We start from the raw sequence: 20,665 nt of genomic DNA on the forward strand, positions 1-20,665 counted from the left end.
CTCCTCTGACGAATGATCAATCATTCGTTTATAGCACTTTACCAAAGTAAAGTACATTTGACTATATGTTAATATGAAAAATATCCGGAATCTACCCGGATACCTTAAATTTTCTTATAAAAGAACGTATCTTCTGATTCAAATCCATATTTTGTAGGATTAAAAATTTGTTCAGTACTACCTACAAATAAAATCCCGCCGGGTTTCAATGCCTTGGAAAAGTTCATATAAATTTGATGTTTCGCTTCTTCTGTAAAATAGATCATGACATTTCGACATACTATTAAATCGAATCCTGAATCGTATCTGTCTTTCAACAAATTTTGCTGTTTGAACGTCACAGTCCTTTTAACTTCATCCTTCACTTGATAATGATGACCTTCATTGACAAAGTACTGTTTTACTACAGGATAGGGTACTTCCTTTAATGCCCTCTCTGGATAAAGACCTACTCTTGCACGTTCAATTACACCTGAGTCAAGGTCTGTCGCCAATATGGAAATATCATGTAGCGGTACATGCGATGATAAAACGAGTGCGATTGAATACGGTTCTTCCCCAGTCGAACAAGCAGCACTCCAAATTTTTAGTTTTTTATTCTCAGAAAGAAGTTTAGGAAAAATCTTTTTTTCAAGTACATCCCACCGCTGGGCATTGCGATAAAATTCTGAGACGTTGATTGTCATACGATCAAGAAATTCCTCAAGTAATACCTTATCATTATGTATAGCGTCGTAATATTCGATGAAATCCCCAAACCCTCGTTTTTCATAAAGAGAAGTGAGTCTTCTTTTCATCTGCGCTTCTTTATAGAGTGATAGGTCTATTCCAGTCATTCTTTTGATATTTCCTATAAATAAAGCATAATCCGGCAATATGTTTCCTCCCGTCCCTATATTCTAACTATTATAACGGATTGGAAGCATTTTCGGAAGAACAAATACAAGAGAAGCCAACTTACAGGCGTTTAGCGCGTGCCAAAGTACACAAATTGATGTATTCGACGCTAAGTGTTTAAAGTATTGGGTCATACTGCGAGGTTACATATAGAAAAATAACAAAAACAGCCGTGCGTCATTCGCACGGCTGTTCAGTGTAATTAATTGATCCAGTTGTTCATTGATTTGTCATAAGTGATTAGCTCTTCTTCTTTAAAGAAAAGACCAATTTCACGTACAGCGGATTCTGGAGCATCCGAACCGTGAATAATGTTTTTACCAACAGTAACAGCGAAGTCTCCACGAATTGTGCCAGGTGCTGATTCTTTTGGATTTGTTGCTCCTGTCATAAGACGACCAACAGAAATAACATTTTCACCTTCCCATACCATAGCGAATACAGGACCAGATGTGATGAAATCTACTAACTCACCGAAAAAAGGACGCTCTTTATGCTCGCCATAATGCTGTTCAGCAAGTTCTTGTGAGATTGTCATAAGCTTAGCGCCTACAAGTTGGAAACCTTTACTTTCGAAACGACCTACAATTTCACCAATTAGATTACGTTGAACTCCGTCAGGCTTAACCATTAAAAATGTTCTTTCCATTATTAACACTCCTTCTTGTATGTATCAGGATTTCTCCTTTTCGATCGTACCACCCGATGCTTGATTTTTCAACTGTTAGCGCATTAATACTTACGTGTACCAATGAAAGCCGATATTTGCATAAACGCCTTTTTAGCTTCACCTTCCGGCAATGGTAGTAGTTCGGCCATTGCCTTTTTCAAATACAGGTCACTAACAGCCTGAGCCTTTTCAATAGCATCCGTACTTTTTATATAAGTTAACATTTCATCGCGTTCCAATTCCGTCAATGTACCGTTAAAAGAACGCTCCATGAAAGGTTTAAACTTTTCATCATTTTTTATGTATAAGACTGGTAACGTCAAGTGTCCATTCAACAAATCACTTCCTGCAGGTTTTCCAAGCGCTTTGTCCGTGGAAGTAATATCTAGAATATCGTCAACAATTTGAAAAGCCATTCCAGCAAAATAACCAAAACGACGTAATTTCCTAACGATTGCAGGATCTGCTCCGGAAACCAATGCCCCCAGTTCGCAACTGGATGATAGGAGAAGCGCAGTTTTTCTCTTAATACGACGTAAATAATCTCGAATTGTCTGATCAGTTTTTCGCTGATGATCAATCTGAATGATCTCGCCTTTACAAATCTCCAACATAGTTACTGCAAGTAGTTGATGTACTGCCGGAATTTCGATTTCTCCTATGGATGTTAGTGCACGTGAGAAAATAAAGTCCCCAGTATACATTGCAATCCTGTTATCCCACCGCGCCTTTACCGTCTCTAGGCCACGACGTATATCTGAGTCATCAATAACATCGTCATGCACAAGCGATGCCATGTGAACCAATTCAAGTGAAACAGCTACTTTTGCCACGTCCTCCAAAGAATAAGTACCAAATTTGGAAGCTAAGATCACAAAAATTGGTCGAATCCTTTTGCCACCTGCACGCAACAAGTGGAGCGATGCTTGCCGTATAATTGGGGAAGATGAATTGACGGATCGTTCAAGTTCCTTTTCTATATAAGCGAGATCCTTCCGGAAATCGGCATAAAGCGACATTAACTTCAATTTCTCCAAAACGATTACCTTCCCCTGCGGTCTTTATTGTTTATAACCCACATGGCCAGCCGCCGCGCCACCACTATATGACTTATATGAAACGTCTACGAATCCCGCTTCTGTGAAGAGCTGGGCAAGCTGCTTCATTCCAGGGAAATCATTCGCTGACTCCTGAAGCCACGAATACTCTTTAAAACTTTTCGCGAATAATTTCCCCATAATAGGCATGATGAATTTAAAATAAAAACGGAATAATTGTCGGTAACCCGGTAGTTCGGTTTGGGATGTCTCCAGACAAGCTATCATGCCGCCCGGCTTCAAAACCCGGTTCATTTCTTTCAAAACCGTCAAATAATCTGGTACGTTGCGCAAACCAAAACCAATTGTCACGTAATCAAAAGAATTGTCCGGAAATGGTAATTCCATTGCATTCCCTTGTAGGAGATTAATATTGGGATGATTTGCCACCTTAGGGCGTCCAACTTCCAGCATTCCTTCACTGAAATCTAGGCCGGTTACACTTCCTTCAATCCCCGTCGCCTCTGCAATTGCAATCGTCCAATCTGCAGTTCCGCAACAGACATCTAGTGCATGTGCACCCTTGTGAACAGCCATACGGGACATGATGTCATCACGCCATTTTTTATGCTGATTGAAACTAATTACAGAATTCATCTTATCGTAATCGATAGATATTTTTTCAAAAACATTATGGACTTTCTGTTCTTTTGATAGTGACAAGAGTCATGCCTCTTTTCTCAATTCAGTTTACCAAGGAGCGGGACCGAAAAATCACGGATCTTCTGCTGTAAGAAAGGTTCGAGGAAATCAGCCGAGTCGACCGCTACTTGCAATTCAGTACGAAGGTGTTCTATCGCTATTTCCATATTGTGAGACTTCAACCCGCTACTCGAATTGTATTCCCAATTAGTTGTACTATCTGATTTAATACCTTCAAGCCACATAAGCGGCAATGCTGCACTTGCAATGGGGACGTATTCCGAAAATCCAAATGTAAGTAAAAAATCCGTTATACATCCTGCTTCGATAATGCGTACGGTTTCCACCAGTTTATCCGGACTGTCCGGTAAACGGTTATGAAAAGTTGCCTTCTTCTCGTTAATTCGACCGATTGTTTCAGACAACGAACGGATAAAACCGAAATCGGGGAGAGAAGCTAGAAGCCGGTAATGAACACCACTAAAATGGTCTCCTGACAATACCTTAAGTTGTTGCTGTCTCGACGTGGCGTTGGAAACATCGATTGAATTATGCGCATCAAACGCTGCATGTACTGCACCGACCGCAACTGCTGCAGTATTTACACGATCATTCCATCTTTCCCCGTTTAACAAAGGCAAAAGTAGAAAGAAAGATTTGATAGAGTCTACGGACATTCGCCCTACATCTCTATCTATAATTGGCTCGTAAATTGATCGCTCCACCTCAAGTATATAATTTTCAATATGTGCTTTAGTTTTTTGTATTTCCATCGTCGAATCTCCATTCAATGACGTCTAATGAAAATTGTATCAAGCGAATTAGTCTTTCCCTTCGCTTGTTAAGACACCATATGCGGTATGAACGTCTGCATTCCCACGAATTTTCATGGCTGACGTATGATCAGTAAATTGTGCGATCATCACTTCACCACGGTCTAACTTTTCCGTATGATGGAACTTCGTGTCGTTCCCACGAGTTAAACCGATTACATTGACACCGTCTTCCTTAGCTTTAATTACGATATAGTCGGTTTGTGTCATTTTCACCTCTCCTGTCTAATCTTTAACGGTTTTATCATATCATAGAAAAGGAGTTGCCCGCAAAGGTCTCAGGACATCTTGATAAGAGATAGGATTTCCCCGCGCTTAACATCGTCATTTTCGTAAATACCACGTGCTACTGTAGTTACAGTCTTGGAACCGGGTTTTTTTACCCCTCTCATAGTCATACACATATGTTCAGCTTCGATTACGACATAAACACCGACCGGATTCAGCATCTCCATTAAGGTATCTGCCACAGTGGATGTAATACGTTCCTGAAGTTGAGGTCTCCTTGCAGTTGTTTCAACAGTTCTCGCTAGTTTACTAAGACCAGCGACAACACCATCACGCGGTATGTATGCAATGTGAGCGTGACCAAAAAACGGCACAAGATGATGCTCACACATCGAGTAAAACGGTATATCTTTCACAAGTACTACTTCATCATAGTTTTCGTTGAAAACCGTTTCAAAATAATCTTTAGGATCTTTATTTAAGCCTTCGAACATCTCGGCGTACATTTTCGCAACCCGCTTCGGCGTATCTATGAGACCTTCACGCTCGGTATCTTCACCGATTGCTTCGAGAATCATTGAAACTGCCTTCTCTATTTTCTCATAATCGACAACATTCTTCATACGAATCTTCCCCAATCGGATATAAAGTTATTCCAACAAAAATAGTAGCACACTCCCTCGCCTCCGTACAGTTCCTTTACTTTATATGTTGTGTTTTAGTTGGAAATTGGAAAGAAGTCCGCCCTAAGCATCTGAAAAACAGATGCTATGGACGGACTCCTATGTAAATTCAAAGATTATTTAACTGCGTCTTTAAGCGCTTTACCAGCTTTAAAAGCGGGAACTTTGCTTGCTGCGATATCGATTTCTTCTCCAGATTGCGGGTTACGACCTTTACGTGCTGCGCGCTCACGAACTTCGAAGTTACCAAAACCGATCAATTGTACTTTCTCACCTTCAGCAAGAGTAGACTGGATCGTATCGAATACAGCTTCGACAGCTTTTGTAGCATCTTTCTTAGTTAATTCTGCTGCTTCAGCTACAGAGGTAATCAATTCTGTTTTATTCACACCATTCACCTCCTCTCAAAGGGCATTAGCTAGCTTCTAATACTGTAAAAAGAGTATCACAAGAAAATCTCTGACGCAACAATATTATCGCGAAACTGCCAATATCATGCACTTTAAGGGCGAAAAATAGAAAAAGATCCGTTTTTGACGGATCTTTTTCCTTTATACGATAAATGTAATCATACCTTTATTACCATCGTTAACCATCTGCTCAATCGTCTCCCGCAGACGTTTTCGTGCGTTCATCGGAACCGATGCAGTTTTAAAACGAATGCTTTCTTTCATGACTTCATGTAGGGGCGTTCCGAATAATTGGGTTTCCCATAACGCCTCTCTGTCATGTAAATATGCATTCTTCAATTCTTTCAATAAATGATGGCTGTGAAATTCAGATCCGATTAATGGCGAAAATTCAGCTTCCATATCCACTCTGATGATATGAAGGGAAGGTGCTGTTGCTTTCATACGGACACCAAAAAAGTTGTTCTGTTTAATTAATTCTGGTGGTGATGGATTGAAATCATCAATTGTCGGAAGTGCGACACCGTACCCTTGTTTTCTAGCTGTATCAATTGCTTCCGAATACATGTCATATGACTTTTTCGCTTTTGCAGCATCTTTAACAAACAATAACCAGTCTTTTTTTGAACCAATCTCCTGTCCCATGATTTCTTCACAAATTTCACGGAAAGCCTGTTCATCCATATCGATTTTCACAATCGCTTTCCCTTTGCCCGCATCAACTTCAATAACATCAGCATTTTTAACATACTTTTCTTCTTTCAGTTTTTCTGCCAATTCTTGAACTTTACGAATTTTCGAAGCTTCCAAGAATCCTTCGTTTATAACCCTGTCAATGTTAGCATTCAACTCATGCTCACTTCCCAGCACATCCATCCAATCCGGCTTTTGTATTTCGATATCCGAAATTGGGAATTCATACAGTGCTTCTTTTAAGATGAGCTGAATTTCCTGCGCATTCAACTGGTCTGCGCTGATAGCGATAACAGGAACACCATATCTCTCATGCAACTCCTGCTTCAGAGTGACTGTTTTTTCATTCGCTGGCATTTTAGAATTCAGCACAATGACGAACGGCTTACCGATATCCTGTAGTTTAGTAACGATTTCCGCTTCTGCAACTTCAGCTGCAGCTCTCGGAATATTATTGACCGTTCCATCCGTTGTAACCAGAATTCCAATTGTGGAATGATCCCGAATTACTTTGTCGGTACCGATGCGGGCAGCTTCCTCGAAAGGTATTGGTTCGTTGTGCCAAGGCGTGTGAACGTATTTCGGTCCATCCTCGTCTTCATACCCTTTAACACCGTCTATGACATAGCCCACGCAATCAGCAAGCCTGATTTGAAACTTTAAGTCTCCATCCCCTACCGAAACCGAAGTCCCTTGAGCGGGTACAAATTTGGGTTCTGATGTCATGATCACGGGTCCAGGTGAACTTTGTGGAAGTTCATCCTGTGCTCGTATTCGGTCCGCCGGGTCCGTCATGTTCGGAATTACAACTTCTTCCATCACCCTTTTAACAAATGTAGATTTCCCTACACGAACAGGACCAACGACTCCAATGTAAATATCCCCATCTGTACGTCTAGCCAAGTTTTCATATAATTCTTCTTTCATCCATCGTCCTCCTTTATATGCGCATATTAGTTTATGTAAATAAAAAACGTTTCATGCACGTAGCATGAAACGTTTTTTATTTTGAATTCCTCATAAATATAGGTTCATTCTTTTCATTCACCGTATAAGGGAGAGAGTAGGCCGGTAAAACCGGATTATTATCTGCTAGTAGATAGCGGATATCTTCGCCTTCTTTAACATCTGGTTTTTCTTCTATCAGAATCCGGTTCAGGTCAATTGAATAATCGATGTAAAATTTGCCATCCCCTCCGATTACCAGTGGCAACATAGTTTCCGAGTAGGGGCTAGGGACCGTCAGCGGCTCTTTGAAACCCATCGCTTTGAAGTCAACAGCATAAACATTGTCACCGACCGCATCCTTGAATGAAACTTTGCCATTAATGTTTTTCCGCAAATTCAAGTCACGAATACGTTCAGCTGAGCGTAGATCAACGAGCTTAACAGTTGGGTCCGTTTCAACGTTTGTCAACACATATTGGTAAATACCACCTGTTTCATAAGCATTAGATGGTATTTTTTCTGTAAATGCAGGAACAAGTTTTGCAAACTCAATCGGATATTTGATATAAATATCTGTTTCAAGCTCACGTGTTTTGATAGGCAATAGTCCTCCCGAATTCTGTTGGAAGGCATCTACCGCTTTTTGCATTGATTCCAGCTGATCGGCGTAAGGGATTTCCTGACCAGTTGTTTTTTCGGAAGGGTACATACAGCCTGATAAAACAAAAATAAATGAAGACATCAGGAGTAAACTGATTCTTTTTACTGACTTTTTCATCATGCTCCTCCTGTCGGGCCATTAAACACAAGATAAATCATCGCAAAAAATGCGAAAATCAACAAAGAATAAGCGATTAGCGCTAGTAGAAATTTAATTATTTTATTTTTAAGCTTATGTCGGCTTACATAAATAAGACCCATAGAAATGAACATGAATCCCATTGCATAAAACGATAGCCACATCTTATCCATTGAGGACAATTTAAGTCCTCCTTTCGTATAGTTAAAGAATTACCTTGTACCGAAGAGATCTTCCACTTCCTGTTTTTTTATGCGAGTCATTAATTGATCAACAGCATGTTTCGGCGGTATGTCTTTAAATAGAATAGAATACAGTGCCTCTGTGAGCGGCATGGAGACCCCGTACTGGGCTGCGAGCTGATGGGCAGCTTTAGCTGTTCTGACACCTTCAATGACCATTCCCATGCCTGATACAACTTCATCTAGACTATTTCCTTTACCGAGCATGTTACCTGCTTTCCAATTACGTGAATGAACACTTGTACAAGTGACAATCAAATCTCCTAGACCCGTTAGGCCTGAAAACGTCAAAGGGTTTGCCCCCATCTTAACGCCTAGTCTAGAAATTTCTGCTAAGCCTCTAGTAATAAGCGCAGCTTTGGCGTTGTCACCATAACCAAGGCCATCAGAAATACCGGCAGCGAGCGCTATAACGTTTTTAAGCGCAGCTCCAATTTCCACACCTAGGAGATCGGGGTTGGTATAGACACGGAAGTAATTGTTCATAAATAAGTCCTGAACTTTTTCCGCAGCGTCTAAATTAAGAGAAGCAGCCGTCACTGTCGTCGGATGACGCAGCACAACTTCTTCCGCATGGCTTGGTCCAGAAAGCGCAACAATAGCAGATCTCTTAGTGGAATCTAGTTCCTCCGAAATCATCTCGGAAATCCGCTTCAACGAATCAGGCTCAATGCCTTTAGAAACATGAACAATCAATTTCGGATTGAGTTCCATAGTATTCAGTTCTGAACAGATTTCACGAATTGCTTTTGTTGGAACAGCTATGATGACGGTATCCCCGTGCATCACAGCCTTTTCCAAGTCAGATGTTGCTGTCAAATTGGCCGGTAAAGAAATACCCGGTAAATATGAATGATTTGTATGTTTTTCATTCACTTCGGAAGACTGGTCAGAACGTCTCGCCCAGAGTAAACAGTCATGACCATTTTCTGCTAAGACAAAAGCAATTGCTGTCCCCCAGCTTCCGGCGCCTATAACGGTTACTTTTTCCATTTAATACAGACATCCTTTCTTCTCCAAATCCGGTCAGCTTCTTGCACGTGTTATGAGCCGGATTGGCGTTCCCTCGAAGCCGAATGATTCCCGAAGACGGTTTTGTAAAAAACGCTCATAAGAGAAGTGCATGATTTCAATGTCGTTCACAAAGACGACGAAAGTTGGTGGTTTGACGGCTACTTGCGTGGCGTAATAAATACGCAGTCTACGTCCTTTGCTACTAGGTGCTGGATTTCTTGCAACCGCATCTTCGATTACTTCATTCAAGACACTTGATTGGATTCGTAGTGCATGGTTTTCACTTATTAACTTAACTTTTTCAAACAAAGTATTTACGCGCTGTTTCGTTTTAGCTGAAACAAAAGCGATTGGTGCATAGTCTAGGAATAAGAAATTATCTCGGATATCCGCTATAAACTTATTCATTGTTTTATCGTCTTTCTCAACAGCATCCCACTTATTGACAACAAAAAGGACACCTTTTCCTGCATCTTCCGCGTAACCGGCAATTCGCTTGTCCATTTCACGAATACCTTCTTCCCCATTTATAACAATGAGAACGACATCGGAACGGTCAATTGCTTTTAATGCACGAAGAACAGCATATTTCTCCACATTTTCATATACTTTACCTTTTTTACGCATACCTGCAGTATCGATAATTTTATATTTTTGCCCATCATATTCATAAGCAGTATCGATGGCATCTACTGTCGTGCCAGGGATATCACTAACGATAACTCGTTCCTCGCCTAAAAATGCGTTAACAAGTGATGATTTCCCAACATTCGGTCTGCCGATTAATGAAAACCGAATTACATCATCTTCAATTTCTTCAGCTCCGGGCTCAGGAAAGTCGTTTGCTACCGCGTCAAGCAAATCTCCAAGTCCTAGTCCATGTGAACCCGAAATCGGATAAGGTTCACCAAATCCTAGGGAATAGAAGTCATAAATCATATCCCGCATATCCGGATTATCAACCTTATTCACTGCCAAAACGACAGGTTTTTTCGTTTTATACAATATTTTGGCGACTTGTTCATCTGCATCCGTTACTCCTTCACGGCCATTCACGAGGAAAATGATTACATCCGCTTCATCTATTGCAATTTCCGCTTGTAGCCGGATTTGTTCAAGGAAGGGTTCATCTCCAATATCGATTCCACCAGTATCAATCAGGTTGAATTCGTGCGCGAGCCAATCGGCTGAACTATAAATACGGTCACGGGTAACTCCTGCTACATCTTCTACGATTGAAATACGTTCACCAACGATTCGGTTAAATATTGTCGATTTCCCGACGTTCGGCCTACCGACGATCGCTACAGTTGGTTTATTCATAATCTAACATCCTTCCAGCTTATCTTCTGCATATTATACACAAAAAAAGACGATGATGCCCGTAAAAGCACCATCATCCATATAATTACTCGTTCATAATGTTCACTTGTTCGTTTTCTGGGGATCTAAATCGGGCTGATTAGTTGAAAGTGAAGCTATATTACCATCCCAATTAGTCTCTATTGGCAAACTTCTTCAACTGATCCCCAATGACATCTCCCATTGAGAAGCCTGATGCTTCTTCAGGCATTTCATAGCTACCGTATGAATTATTATCTTCTTTTTCTACAAGATCTTTAATGCTCAAAGAGAGTCGCTTCTCATCTGTATTTACTTCCAACACTTTAACTTCAATCTTTTGACCTTCCTGCAACACTTCGTGCGGCGTACCGATGTGCTGATGGGAAATACGCGAGATATGAACAAGACCTTCGACGCCTGGGAACACTTCCACGAATGCACCGTATGACACAAGTCTTTTCACGGTTCCATCAAGTTTCGTCCCCTTTGGAGCCTTTTCTTCGATGCCTTCCCAAGGACCAGGCAAAGTGTCTTTAATGGAAAGCGATATCCGTTCTGAATCACGGTCTATTGACAAAACCTTCACATTCACTTTATCGCCTTCTTTTAAAACATCCGACACTTTTTCAACATGATCATGTGACAATTGCGAAATATGGACAAGTCCATCAATTCCTCCAATATCGACAAAAGCACCGAATGCTGCAAGACGTTGGACAGTACCCTCAAGTATTTCGCCTTCTTTAAGACCATCCAGTATCTCACCTTTTTGCGATTCTTTATCTTCCTGAATAACCGCACGGTGGGATAGAATTAGTCGGTTTTTCTCTTTATCCATTTCAACAATTTTGAAAGTCATTGTCCGGCCTTTATATTCTTCGAAAGATTCGACAAAATAATCTTCGACAAGTGATGCTGGTATGAAGCCCCGTACGCCCAGGTCGACTACTAATCCACCTTTAACGACGTCTTTCACTTCCGTTTCAATCGTTTCTTTTGAGTTAAATTTCTCTTCAAGTGAACCCCAAGCATCTTCCGCGTCGACTTTCCGTTTTGAAAGAACATAATTATCTTCTTCGATTTTCATAATAATAAGTTCTAGTTCATCACCTTCAGCAACCGCATCCGAAGCCGTCTCAATGTGAAGGCTTGATAGTTCACTGATTGGAATAACACCATCAAACGGAGCTCCCGCAATTTCAACTGTCACCGATTTGTCTTCGATTTTCGTCACTTTTCCAGTAACACGGTCACCTTCATTGTAGTTGTTCTCTGTTTCTAAGTTCATCTCTTCAGTCATTATGTAGACCTCCTTCATAAAGAATCTTACTTCCATATTATGCGAATCGATTCATAATAACAAAAATTTACCCTTATTTTGTTCATTTATTTTGTTCGAGAAGGTTTTTGATCTCACTCATTATAACTTCTGTAACCTCTTCAGCCGACGTCCTATTTTCACGGTAAGGCGTCATGTCAAGCGGTTTTCCATAGACAACTGTTAATCTTTTAAATGCTTTATAAGGTCCTATAATTGCGCAAGGAACAACGACAGCATCTCCGCCTTTCAAAGCAAAAAATCCTGCACCTGCAAGACCTTCGCCAAGTTCGCCCGTCTTGCTCCGTGTGCCTTCAGGAAACATTCCGACCACTTTCCCTGATTTCAGGATTTTAAGTGTATTACGAAACGCCTCTCGATCACTCATCCCGCGTTTCACCGGATATGCATTCACTTGTGGCAGGACACTTTTTAATACTGGCAATTTGAAAAGTTCTTCTTTCGCCATGAAGTGAACAGGTCGTGGACAGGTGATCCCAACAACAGGCGGATCGACATTCTCAATATGGTTCGTACAGAGAAGAACACCTCCTTCTTTAGGAAAGTTTTCCTTGCCAATTACTTTAATTCTATATAGCGGATAAAAAATAGTGCTACACAGAAATTTGCCTAGTGGGTATAAATTCATAAACGCATCCTCTTTTCGGCCAGTTCGCTAATTTTTTTTCGCCACATCCTCGATGGTCATGGAAGTTGAGTCAATTAGAACGGCGTCTTCTGCCTGTCTCAGCGGAGATACCTCTCTCTCCATATCCGCACGATCACGTTCGCTTATTTCAGCCTTCAATTGTTCAATTGAAGTGATGAAACCGCGACGTTCATCTTCAATATGACGCCGCCTTGCTCTTTCTTCGACAGACGCAGTCATAAAAATCTTGAGTTCCGCATCTGGCAACACAGCTGTCCCAATATCACGGCCATCCATGACAACACCTACTCCTTCGGCTAATTGCCGTTGCTTATCGACCATTAGGCATCTAACACCACTGTGAGCAGCAACTGCAGACACATTGGCAGTTACCAGTTGTGAGCGAATGGATTCAGATACATCTACACCATCAACAATTATGGCTTGACCTACCGGTGACGGTAATAGAACGATTTCAATCTGTTCAAGTAATTTCTCCAGTTCCATTCCATCATTACTATTTATGTTGCGGTCTAATGCCTTATGCGTAAGTGCACGGTACATTGCTCCTGTATCAATATACGTATAACCTAGTTTTTCAGCTGTAATTTTGGCAATTGTACTTTTTCCAGCAGCAGCCGGACCGTCAATCGCGATTTTTATTCTTTTTGTCATTTCTCAAACCCCCGTAATCAATTCGAAAACATTGTATCATAAGTATGACGTCAGCGCCTTTGTTAGGTTGTGAAAGAAAAGGTAAAAGCCGCGGAATGTGCATTTTTCTTTGAATTAACCATTTCCCTTCGGCGCGCTAGTCATGAAAACGAAAAGAGAAAAGCCCTTTTATCACGGACTTTCCCCCATTTAAACTCTATTTAATATCTCTCATTTGCAATTGTCGTTCAAAGCAGAACCGAATGATGGATTGACGCACAAATGCATTTACTTTCTCAAATTCCAGCGAAGCAATTATTCTTCCATCTTTCTCCCATACTCTGACGACCTTTGCAGATAATTTAACATACTTAATATCGTGACTATTGAACGGTAATACGATAATTAACGATACGACTTCCTCAGCGACTAGTGTTGTGAAGTTTGACAAAAAAAGTGCGATACCGCCTGCACTTAAGTCTGCAGCGACATATTGGCTGAATAGACTATTTTTCTCCACAGCGACATCTATTGCTGATTCTACTCTTACAAATTGGCGTCTTTGTATCTTAATGAGCTGATCATCACCAGGATAGGTTAATTTCAGCATGGGGATCCCTTTATTAAGGCGACCACTTACTTCTGTCCGAAATGCATATGAAATTTTGGTGCTATCAGTGAAGTTCACTTGTAACTGCGTTCCATCCATGAAGAATGAAGTGCGTCCGGTTTCAATATGAGTTGGATAGTCAATCATCACGTACCCATCACTCATATCGACCACTTTACTTTTAAACTTTTCACCATCTTTAGTAAAATCCTTGTCAATAACAATAATTGTCCCTATCGAAAGTAGCACATGTAACACCTGCCATCTATATGTCATACATCCTATTATGTCATGACAAGATGGAAAATCCAATGCCTATTTTACTGTAACCTTTCCGTTTTAATTACTTCGGATGTTTCAGTGTCGACAATAACAGCATACGTACCTGTTTCACCATTTTCATCTAATGTGACAGTCATATAATGTGCAAGTCTCTGTTCCATCTGACGATTTTCAACATATGCATATTCTTCTTTAACAATCGTTACGTTGGTGTGGAAAAATGATTTCCAATCCTTTTTCGTTATCGGTTGCTTCGAAGTTTTCTCTTTACGTACATATTCAGAAGCATCCAATCCGATTATACCTGCATTATCTTTGGCGATTTTCAAATGAATGATATCTGAAAATACTTTTGCACCATATTCAGGTTCTACTCGAACAAACACCATATGCCATGCTGTACTATTTTCCCTTGCCTCTTCATAAACAAGATCCTTATACCCCGCATCTTTTAAAAACGACTCAGCTTTCTTTTTCAAGTCTTCAAACGGAAGGCTTTCTTTTCCAAAAGGTCTTTCCGTTAATAATGATAAGACATGGCCACCTTTTTCTGTGATGTCGATGTAACCGACAGACTCCTCTTCCGCGAAACGAATATGATAAAACGGATAGGGAGATCCTGGTTGGCTTTTTTCTACAACAATGGTTTCGTTTGATAGGTGTGGGAACAATTTTTTAAAGTTGGTAACAGCCTGTTCTTTTGTAACTTTCGGATCTTCTATTTCTTTAAGATCTTTCTTTTTCATCGAATCCGACTCACTTGCCGTGAGCGGGAAATCACTTTCTGTATACTGCTTTACAGCAGTGCCCATTCCTGTCCAATCGTGTCCAGCACTTGCACTATCGAGTCTTTTATTCCATCCATCAACCGACAAATCTCCGGTCACCATGCCTGCAGTTGCAACTTGCCACTCATCCGACATGGAACTCAGATTCTTGGAGGCTAGTTTCATTACTCGGTGATATTCAGCATTATCCTTTGAACGGTCAGTTTCCTTTGCAAAGTTACCAAGTCGTCCAAGATAATTCATCCAGGATGTAGAAAAACTTGGATCCATCGGCAGAGAGGATACGGAGTTTTTTATATCAGATGATAAGCGCCAAATGTCCTCCCGTGCTTCAGATGAGCCTTCTGTCTCATTAAATAATAACGTTTTCTTCACCGCAATATCTAATTCTTCCAGCTTCTTCGACGCATCAGTCATCTTATTAGCATATTGGTTGCTTAAGGCTATGGATAGCTCTTTATTTTCAGTCGCCTTAGTATAAGAAAAAATTGAAAGTGCTGCTACAGAGTATATCAAAACAAACATCAGTTTTTTCATAAATCAGCAAATAACAGCAGGAGCCTTTTTGTTATTCCCACTATATTTGCCCTATCCTCCTTTCGTGTTCAAATGTTAGTCCTTAATGGCAAAATACATGCAACCCAATTTTCTTTACTTGTGGTCGGGACCAAATCCATTCACTTGTTGCTGTAATAGGGTTAAAGTAGTAAATCGAGTTTTCTGATGGATCCCACCCATTAATTGCATCCAGGACCGCCTCTTTTGCTCGCTCATTGGGAGTCAGCCATATTTGACCATCTGCAACAGCAGTAAAGGCCAGTGGTTGGAAAATTACACCACCTACAGTATCAGGAAAGTCAGGATGCTCAATTCGGTTTAAAATGACCGCCGCAACTGCTACCTGGCCTTCATACGGCTCGCCCCTTGCTTCACCGTAAACCGCATTTGCTATCAGATTAAGATCTGCATCCGAATACTTTGCAGGTAATTGAACATTCTCTTTTTTGCCTGCGCCTTTATTCACTTGAGATGCTAGCGGCTTACTTCCGTAATGGGTGAACTTATTTCCTTTATTCATATTTTCTTTAACAAACTTCTCGTCATAATTAGATGCATCCACTAATTTCTTTCTTGTCTGTAGCCCTGCAATTCCGTCAACCGGAAGTCCATATTTCTCTTGGAAGTTACGTAAAGCCCAATAGGTTCCATAACCGAATTTCCCATCGATTGTCCCAGTGTAGTAACCGATATACTGAAGTCTTGACTGCAGCTCGATAACATCATCTCCGAAAGCTCCTCGTGTAACATTCTGCGTACTGAATGCCTCAATTTGACCGGGAGATGCAGCATATGCACTTCCGAGGAGAAGGACGATTGTAATCATGCGGATAATCAATTTTTTCAAGTTCATTCCTCCTTTTAAATCAGTTTGTCCAAAATCATCATTATTATTAGCAAAACAAAAAAATGATTCAGCAATTGCTGAATCATTTTGTGTTCATTCGGGTTTTACGTCTGAATTGTTGCATTGCGAATGAATGTGCATATTTAACTCGTGTTAAGCCAAACCACCATAGAAATAACATAAAAGGAATAATCAGATACAGCCACAAATCATCTACGGCAAGGATGCCATTGTATATGAAGTGAAGACCATATGGAGCTAGTAATGCTAAAAATAAGTACTTATTAACGTGTGCTTCAACTGCAAACTTAGCACGTCCAAAATAATAACCCATGACAACACCGAAAAGGGCATGACTTGAAACTGGCAGTAAAGCACGGAGAAAAGCTGTATCAGTTCCAAATGTCAAGAGATAAATAATATTTTCAACTGTTGCAAAACCTAAGGATGCGCTGGCACCATAAAGGATTCCATCATAAGCATCTTCAAATTCCACATGACGATAAATCGCTAACAGAAGGATAAGCCACTTAAAAAACTCTTCAAGACCGCTGGTAAAAACTACATTTCGAAAGAAGTAGTTAGAAAAAATGTTTTCCTCTTCGAAAACATGTTGAATGAACAATATTGGGAAAGTCATGATAGCTCCATATAAGAATGTATGAAATAATGTCAGAGAAGGTTCTTTTGCAATTTGTTTTCTTAAATAAAAATAACTGAAGAGCGCCAATCCCGGCGCAATCGCTACGGTAAGCAATATGAACATAGGCTGGCCTCCATTTCCGCTTTATTATACCATCAATTCCCATGAACAGGAGGAACTAAAATGCTGAAAAACATTCTACTCGTACATACAGGCGGGACAATTTCGATGGAACTAGATATCACAACGGGTGGCGTTATGTTAAGTGCGACCAATCCACTAGCATTAGAAATAAATAACATCCAACATTTCGCTACGATTACAGAAGTGGAAGCATTTAATTTACCTTCCCCTCACATTACACCCGAAGAGATGTTGGAGCTGCAAAAATTAATATCTCGACATATTGAGGACAGTCACTTCGATGGTGTAGTCATTACCCATGGCACGGACACACTTGAAGAGACTGCGTATTTCCTAGAACTGTCAACGAATTTCAGCATCCCCATTGTATTAACAGGTGCCATGCGCTCTTCCAACGAAATCGGATCGGATGGCGTTTACAACCTGATGTCTGCCGTCAGGGTTGCAGCTTCAGACTACGCCATCGGAAAAGGTGTGCTCGTCGTCCTAAACGATGAAATCCATACAGCGACTAACGTGACAAAGACTCATAGTAGTAGCGTATCAACTTTCCAAAGTCCTCAATACGGTCCAATCGGTATCGTAACGAAGTCGGACATTCATTTTCATCATGCGCCCCTTACCCGAACGTATCTTCCAATATTGAATATCACTAAAAAGGTAGCAATGTTGAAAGTCTATGCGGGAATGGATCCGGACTTGCTAATTTCAATCGCCTCACTCGGCTATGACGGCTTGGTTCTCGAGGGACTCGGACAAGGCAATGTTCCGCCTGATCTAATTACAGGAATCAGACAGCTCCTTTCTGACGGTCTTCCAATTATTCTAGTTTCCCGTTGCTTCAACGGAATTGCTCAAGACATTTATGCTTATGAAGGAGGAGGGAAAATGTTGAGTAAAATGGGTGTGCGTTTCGAACATGGACTTAGTGGTCAGAAAGCGCGTTTAAAACTATTGCTAGAACTATGTTCGGAGTAGTTTCCTAAGCAACGAAAAAGGCTTCTCCTCACCTGTTCTAATCAGGTGAGGAGTAGCCTTTTTCATATCTCGTTTTTCTTCATTTCGATGGCTCGCGCGATTAAGTCTCCATGAAACTTTCCATTTTCAATAAAAATTTCATTGGCATTATTTCCAGCTGCTATTACCCCCGCTACAAAGAGCCCTTCCACATTCGACTCCATCGTTTCTTCATCAAAAGTGGGACGTCCACTTTCTTTATCAATTGTAATACCTATTTTCTCCAAAAAAGCGTGGTTAGGATGATAGCCAATCATCGCAAAGACAAAATCATTATCGAATTCGAATGTCTCCCCCTTTTTTTCAATCACAACAGACGAGTTAGTGATTTTGAGTATATTCGCACTAAAATGCATATCAATGTCACCACTGCGGACAAGGCTGTCAAATCCTGGTAAAATCCACGGTTTGATACTCGGTGAATAGTCTGAACCCCGATAAATTACCGTAACCTGTGCGCCGGCACGTTCCAATTCAAGCGCTGCGTCAATGGATGAGTTCTTACCTCCAATGACAACAACCTTCTTTCCGAAGTAAGGATGTGCTTCTTTAAAGTAATGGAAAACGTTCGGAAGTTCCTCCCCTGCAATTCCCAATCGATTTGGATTGTCATAATAGCCAGTCGCAACAACAACGTTTGCAGCTTGGTACTCGTTTTTGTCTGTTAAAACGCGAAAGTCTTGACCTACCTTAGTGACGTCTTCCACTTTTTCGTAATTATTGATGGGTATTTTTTTAAATTCAGCTACTTTACGATAATAGACAAGCGCATCATTTCGCTTTGGTCTATCTATTGCAGTGATAAACGGAATATCCCCAATGGATAATTTAATACTGGTACTGAAAAAGGTTTGATGCGTTGGATAATGATAAATAGAGTTCACAATAGTACCCTTTTCAATAACAAGTACGTCATGACCTTTATTTTGCAATTCAATTGCCGCTGAAAGACCACATGGTCCTCCCCCTATCACAATTACATCTTTTAGTATCATTTTAACTTTCGCTCCTTTAGGACGGTTCAAGTGTATCTGATTGCAATAATATGACATTCTGGCTCTGCCCCTAGACGCAACGGTATCTTAGAAGTGCCATATCCATTGCTGATAAGCTTTGCCCGACCATTCTTGATGCGGAAGGATCCTTTGTCTTCCAGACCGTATTTACCGATTCTAATTTGACCTCCGTGTGTATGTCCAGCCAGCAATATACGAGGTTGATAAAGCTGTTCCACTTTCCTAAAAAGTGAAGGCGTATGTGTAACAAATATTACATTTTCATACTGTACGATGGATTGAAGAGAAGAATCAATATCGACATTCCCGCTAGATGGATCATCCGTTCCACCAATCCCCCACTTTGAATGACCAGGAATTGCTACATTTTCATTATCAAGGATTTTTCCTCCGTAGCGGCTAATCATATCCCTAATTTGCTTTTCTCCTGCCTCACGGTCATTGTTACCCCAGATAAAAAACAACGGACCTAAACTGGCTAACTGACGGATATTCTTCTCGACACGCGCTAATGGGACACCTTTTTCGGCAAGATCCCCGCCGACGATAACTACATCAATTTTATTTTCGAATTGAATTTTAGCTAGTAGCTTATCATCGATTTTACGCCTATGAATATCAGAAATGAAAAATACCGATAGCCTTTTGTCGAGTAACCTTTGACTTTCTATGTTCATGCTATGGTGAACAACGTTCCTTCTTCTGGCGCTCATAAACATGAATGTGATGAAGCCGACTATAATTAATACTAATAACTTAATTGTTTTATTGACCGTAATCATGCCCCACCTTTCATAGGAAAAAGGCAAAGCAAGTACACTTTGCCTTCTTCCACAATGTTATTTATCAAGGAATAACGAGCGTCTGTCCCACACTAATTTCATTTGAAGACAATCCATTCGCATTTCTAATTTTATCTACACCTGTTCCATTGCCATAATATTTCAGTGAAATACGATATAGATTCTCATTACTGGCCACTTTATGCGTTTTAGCAGTTGGTTTTGGTTCAGGTTTTGGTTCAGGTTTCTTCTCTGGCTTTGGTTCAGGTTTCTTTTCTGGCTTAGGTTCCGGCTTCACTACTGGTTTCTTCTCAGGAATTGGATCGGCTTTGACTACTGGCTTTTCCGCTCCACTGACCGGTTTACTTGTACTTTCCCCATCATCTTTGCTATCTGTTTTACTCTCATCATCCTCGGCCTCAATTGCAATATCCTTATCGGTGGCATCATTTTTTTTATCGGCCGCTTCCTTACTAGTTTCAAAGCGTATACCTGTTTCGCCACCTTTTGCAGATGTCATATCACCAGGGGAATAAAAATCAGAAATGAAATAAACTAAAATGAGTACTGGAATCAGCGTAAATAGTCCAAGAATTATGTTAATCATCAAATGGCCGGATTTCTTTTTCGGCTTCCGACCTTTCCTGTGTAATTCCGTACGCGATGGAAGGTCTAAAACTTCTGAACCTTCGTCTAAACTGATTTCTTTCCTGTGCTCTTCGAATTCAGTCTTGTAATCATCTTTTTTCATCGCCACATTCTCCTATCGCATCGTACTATTCTTCTATTATGACGAGTTTTGTCGTAAAAATCAAATACACATTGGTGAAATCACTACTGCCACTACGCTTTCATCT

At 40.6% G+C, this 20,665-nt stretch carries 24 protein-coding genes; 1 reads left to right on the forward strand and 23 read right to left on the reverse strand.

Features of this window, described 5'->3' with window-relative positions:
* Nucleotides 1–104 precede the first annotated feature (104 nt).
* From AC1TO6_RS12200 to prsW, 20 genes are all read right to left on the reverse strand, one after another.
* Complete coding sequence (locus tag AC1TO6_RS12200; protein WP_482101878.1) at nucleotides 105–875, reverse strand: CheR family methyltransferase; 771 nt, start codon at nucleotides 873–875, stop codon at nucleotides 105–107.
* A 224-nt stretch (nucleotides 876–1,099) separates the two neighbouring features.
* Complete coding sequence (gene ndk / locus AC1TO6_RS12205; RefSeq protein ID WP_482101879.1) at nucleotides 1,100–1,546, reverse strand: nucleoside-diphosphate kinase; 447 nt, start codon at nucleotides 1,544–1,546, stop codon at nucleotides 1,100–1,102.
* An 83-nt stretch (nucleotides 1,547–1,629) separates the two neighbouring features.
* The gene (locus AC1TO6_RS12210) at nucleotides 1,630–2,604 is read right to left on the reverse strand and encodes a polyprenyl synthetase family protein (RefSeq protein WP_482101880.1); all 975 of its coding nucleotides are present in this window, start codon (nucleotides 2,602–2,604) and stop codon (nucleotides 1,630–1,632) included.
* A gap of 24 nt (nucleotides 2,605–2,628) precedes the next feature.
* Nucleotides 2,629–3,327, reverse strand: a complete 699-nt coding sequence (locus AC1TO6_RS12215) for a demethylmenaquinone methyltransferase (protein ID WP_482101881.1) — start codon at nucleotides 3,325–3,327, stop codon at nucleotides 2,629–2,631.
* Between the two features lie 17 nt (nucleotides 3,328–3,344).
* On the reverse strand, nucleotides 3,345–4,079 hold the full coding sequence (locus tag AC1TO6_RS12220; RefSeq protein ID WP_482101882.1) for a heptaprenyl diphosphate synthase component 1: 735 nt from the start codon (nucleotides 4,077–4,079) through the stop codon (nucleotides 3,345–3,347).
* Between the two features lie 48 nt (nucleotides 4,080–4,127).
* A complete protein-coding gene (gene mtrB / locus AC1TO6_RS12225; protein ID WP_482101883.1) occupies nucleotides 4,128–4,349 on the reverse strand; it encodes a trp RNA-binding attenuation protein MtrB in 222 nt (73 codons plus the stop codon).
* A gap of 68 nt (nucleotides 4,350–4,417) precedes the next feature.
* Nucleotides 4,418–4,990 carry a GTP cyclohydrolase I FolE gene (gene folE, locus AC1TO6_RS12230; protein ID WP_482101884.1) on the reverse strand — a complete coding sequence of 191 codons (573 nt, stop codon included), beginning with the start codon at nucleotides 4,988–4,990 and terminating at the stop codon, nucleotides 4,418–4,420.
* A gap of 176 nt (nucleotides 4,991–5,166) precedes the next feature.
* Nucleotides 5,167–5,439, reverse strand: a complete 273-nt coding sequence (locus AC1TO6_RS12235) for an HU family DNA-binding protein (protein WP_482101885.1) — start codon at nucleotides 5,437–5,439, stop codon at nucleotides 5,167–5,169.
* Nucleotides 5,440–5,601: 162 nt separating this feature from the next.
* Nucleotides 5,602–7,080, reverse strand: coding sequence for a stage IV sporulation protein A (spoIVA, locus tag AC1TO6_RS12240; protein WP_482101886.1), 1,479 nt, complete (start codon nucleotides 7,078–7,080; stop codon nucleotides 5,602–5,604).
* A 76-nt stretch (nucleotides 7,081–7,156) separates the two neighbouring features.
* A complete protein-coding gene (locus AC1TO6_RS12245) occupies nucleotides 7,157–7,879 on the reverse strand; it encodes a hypothetical protein (protein ID WP_482101887.1) in 723 nt (240 codons plus the stop codon).
* Nucleotides 7,879–8,073, reverse strand: a complete 195-nt coding sequence (locus tag AC1TO6_RS12250) for a DUF2768 domain-containing protein (RefSeq protein ID WP_482102019.1) — start codon at nucleotides 8,071–8,073, stop codon at nucleotides 7,879–7,881. The genes AC1TO6_RS12245 and AC1TO6_RS12250 overlap by 1 nt, the downstream gene beginning before the upstream one ends.
* Before the next feature lie 39 nt (nucleotides 8,074–8,112).
* Nucleotides 8,113–9,135, reverse strand: coding sequence for an NAD(P)H-dependent glycerol-3-phosphate dehydrogenase (locus tag AC1TO6_RS12255; RefSeq protein WP_482101888.1), 1,023 nt, complete (start codon nucleotides 9,133–9,135; stop codon nucleotides 8,113–8,115).
* Between the two features lie 33 nt (nucleotides 9,136–9,168).
* Nucleotides 9,169–10,479: a ribosome biogenesis GTPase Der gene (gene der, locus AC1TO6_RS12260; protein WP_482101889.1), complete on the reverse strand. Its 1,311-nt coding sequence runs from the start codon at nucleotides 10,477–10,479 to the stop codon at nucleotides 9,169–9,171.
* Between the two features lie 172 nt (nucleotides 10,480–10,651).
* Nucleotides 10,652–11,800 carry a 30S ribosomal protein S1 gene (rpsA, locus tag AC1TO6_RS12265; RefSeq protein WP_482101890.1) on the reverse strand — a complete coding sequence of 383 codons (1,149 nt, stop codon included), beginning with the start codon at nucleotides 11,798–11,800 and terminating at the stop codon, nucleotides 10,652–10,654.
* An 82-nt stretch (nucleotides 11,801–11,882) separates the two neighbouring features.
* Complete coding sequence (locus AC1TO6_RS12270) at nucleotides 11,883–12,467, reverse strand: lysophospholipid acyltransferase family protein (RefSeq protein ID WP_482101891.1); 585 nt, start codon at nucleotides 12,465–12,467, stop codon at nucleotides 11,883–11,885.
* Between the two features lie 27 nt (nucleotides 12,468–12,494).
* Nucleotides 12,495–13,142 (reverse strand): (d)CMP kinase, encoded by a 648-nt coding sequence (gene cmk, locus AC1TO6_RS12275; protein ID WP_482101892.1) that lies wholly within the window; start codon nucleotides 13,140–13,142, stop codon nucleotides 12,495–12,497.
* A gap of 196 nt (nucleotides 13,143–13,338) precedes the next feature.
* Nucleotides 13,339–14,007 (reverse strand): flagellar brake protein, encoded by a 669-nt coding sequence (locus AC1TO6_RS12280; RefSeq protein ID WP_482101893.1) that lies wholly within the window; start codon nucleotides 14,005–14,007, stop codon nucleotides 13,339–13,341.
* A gap of 44 nt (nucleotides 14,008–14,051) precedes the next feature.
* On the reverse strand, nucleotides 14,052–15,326 hold the full coding sequence (locus tag AC1TO6_RS12285) for a PepSY1/2 domain-containing protein (protein ID WP_482101894.1): 1,275 nt from the start codon (nucleotides 15,324–15,326) through the stop codon (nucleotides 14,052–14,054).
* 94 nt (nucleotides 15,327–15,420) lie between these two features.
* Nucleotides 15,421–16,212: a spore cortex-lytic enzyme gene (gene sleB, locus AC1TO6_RS12290; protein ID WP_482101895.1), complete on the reverse strand. Its 792-nt coding sequence runs from the start codon at nucleotides 16,210–16,212 to the stop codon at nucleotides 15,421–15,423.
* 76 nt (nucleotides 16,213–16,288) lie between these two features.
* Nucleotides 16,289–16,972, reverse strand: coding sequence for a glutamic-type intramembrane protease PrsW (prsW, locus tag AC1TO6_RS12295; RefSeq protein WP_482101896.1), 684 nt, complete (start codon nucleotides 16,970–16,972; stop codon nucleotides 16,289–16,291).
* A gap of 60 nt (nucleotides 16,973–17,032) precedes the next feature.
* Between prsW and AC1TO6_RS12300 the strand changes: the two genes are divergently transcribed.
* On the forward strand, nucleotides 17,033–17,971 hold the full coding sequence (locus tag AC1TO6_RS12300) for an asparaginase (RefSeq protein WP_482101897.1): 939 nt from the start codon (nucleotides 17,033–17,035) through the stop codon (nucleotides 17,969–17,971).
* 62 nt (nucleotides 17,972–18,033) lie between these two features.
* Here AC1TO6_RS12300 and AC1TO6_RS12305 read toward each other — a convergent pair whose 3' ends face one another.
* The 3 genes from AC1TO6_RS12305 to AC1TO6_RS12315 all read right to left on the reverse strand — a co-directional run bounded on the left by AC1TO6_RS12305 (nucleotide 18,034) and on the right by AC1TO6_RS12315 (nucleotide 20,559).
* Complete coding sequence (locus AC1TO6_RS12305; protein WP_482101898.1) at nucleotides 18,034–19,005, reverse strand: YpdA family putative bacillithiol disulfide reductase; 972 nt, start codon at nucleotides 19,003–19,005, stop codon at nucleotides 18,034–18,036.
* A gap of 26 nt (nucleotides 19,006–19,031) precedes the next feature.
* On the reverse strand, nucleotides 19,032–19,808 hold the full coding sequence (locus tag AC1TO6_RS12310; RefSeq protein ID WP_482101899.1) for a metallophosphoesterase: 777 nt from the start codon (nucleotides 19,806–19,808) through the stop codon (nucleotides 19,032–19,034).
* A gap of 64 nt (nucleotides 19,809–19,872) precedes the next feature.
* Complete coding sequence (locus AC1TO6_RS12315; RefSeq protein ID WP_482101900.1) at nucleotides 19,873–20,559, reverse strand: LysM peptidoglycan-binding domain-containing protein; 687 nt, start codon at nucleotides 20,557–20,559, stop codon at nucleotides 19,873–19,875.
* Between the last annotated feature and the right edge of the window lie 106 nt (nucleotides 20,560–20,665).

This window comes from Sporosarcina sp. Y352 (assembly GCF_056786535.1).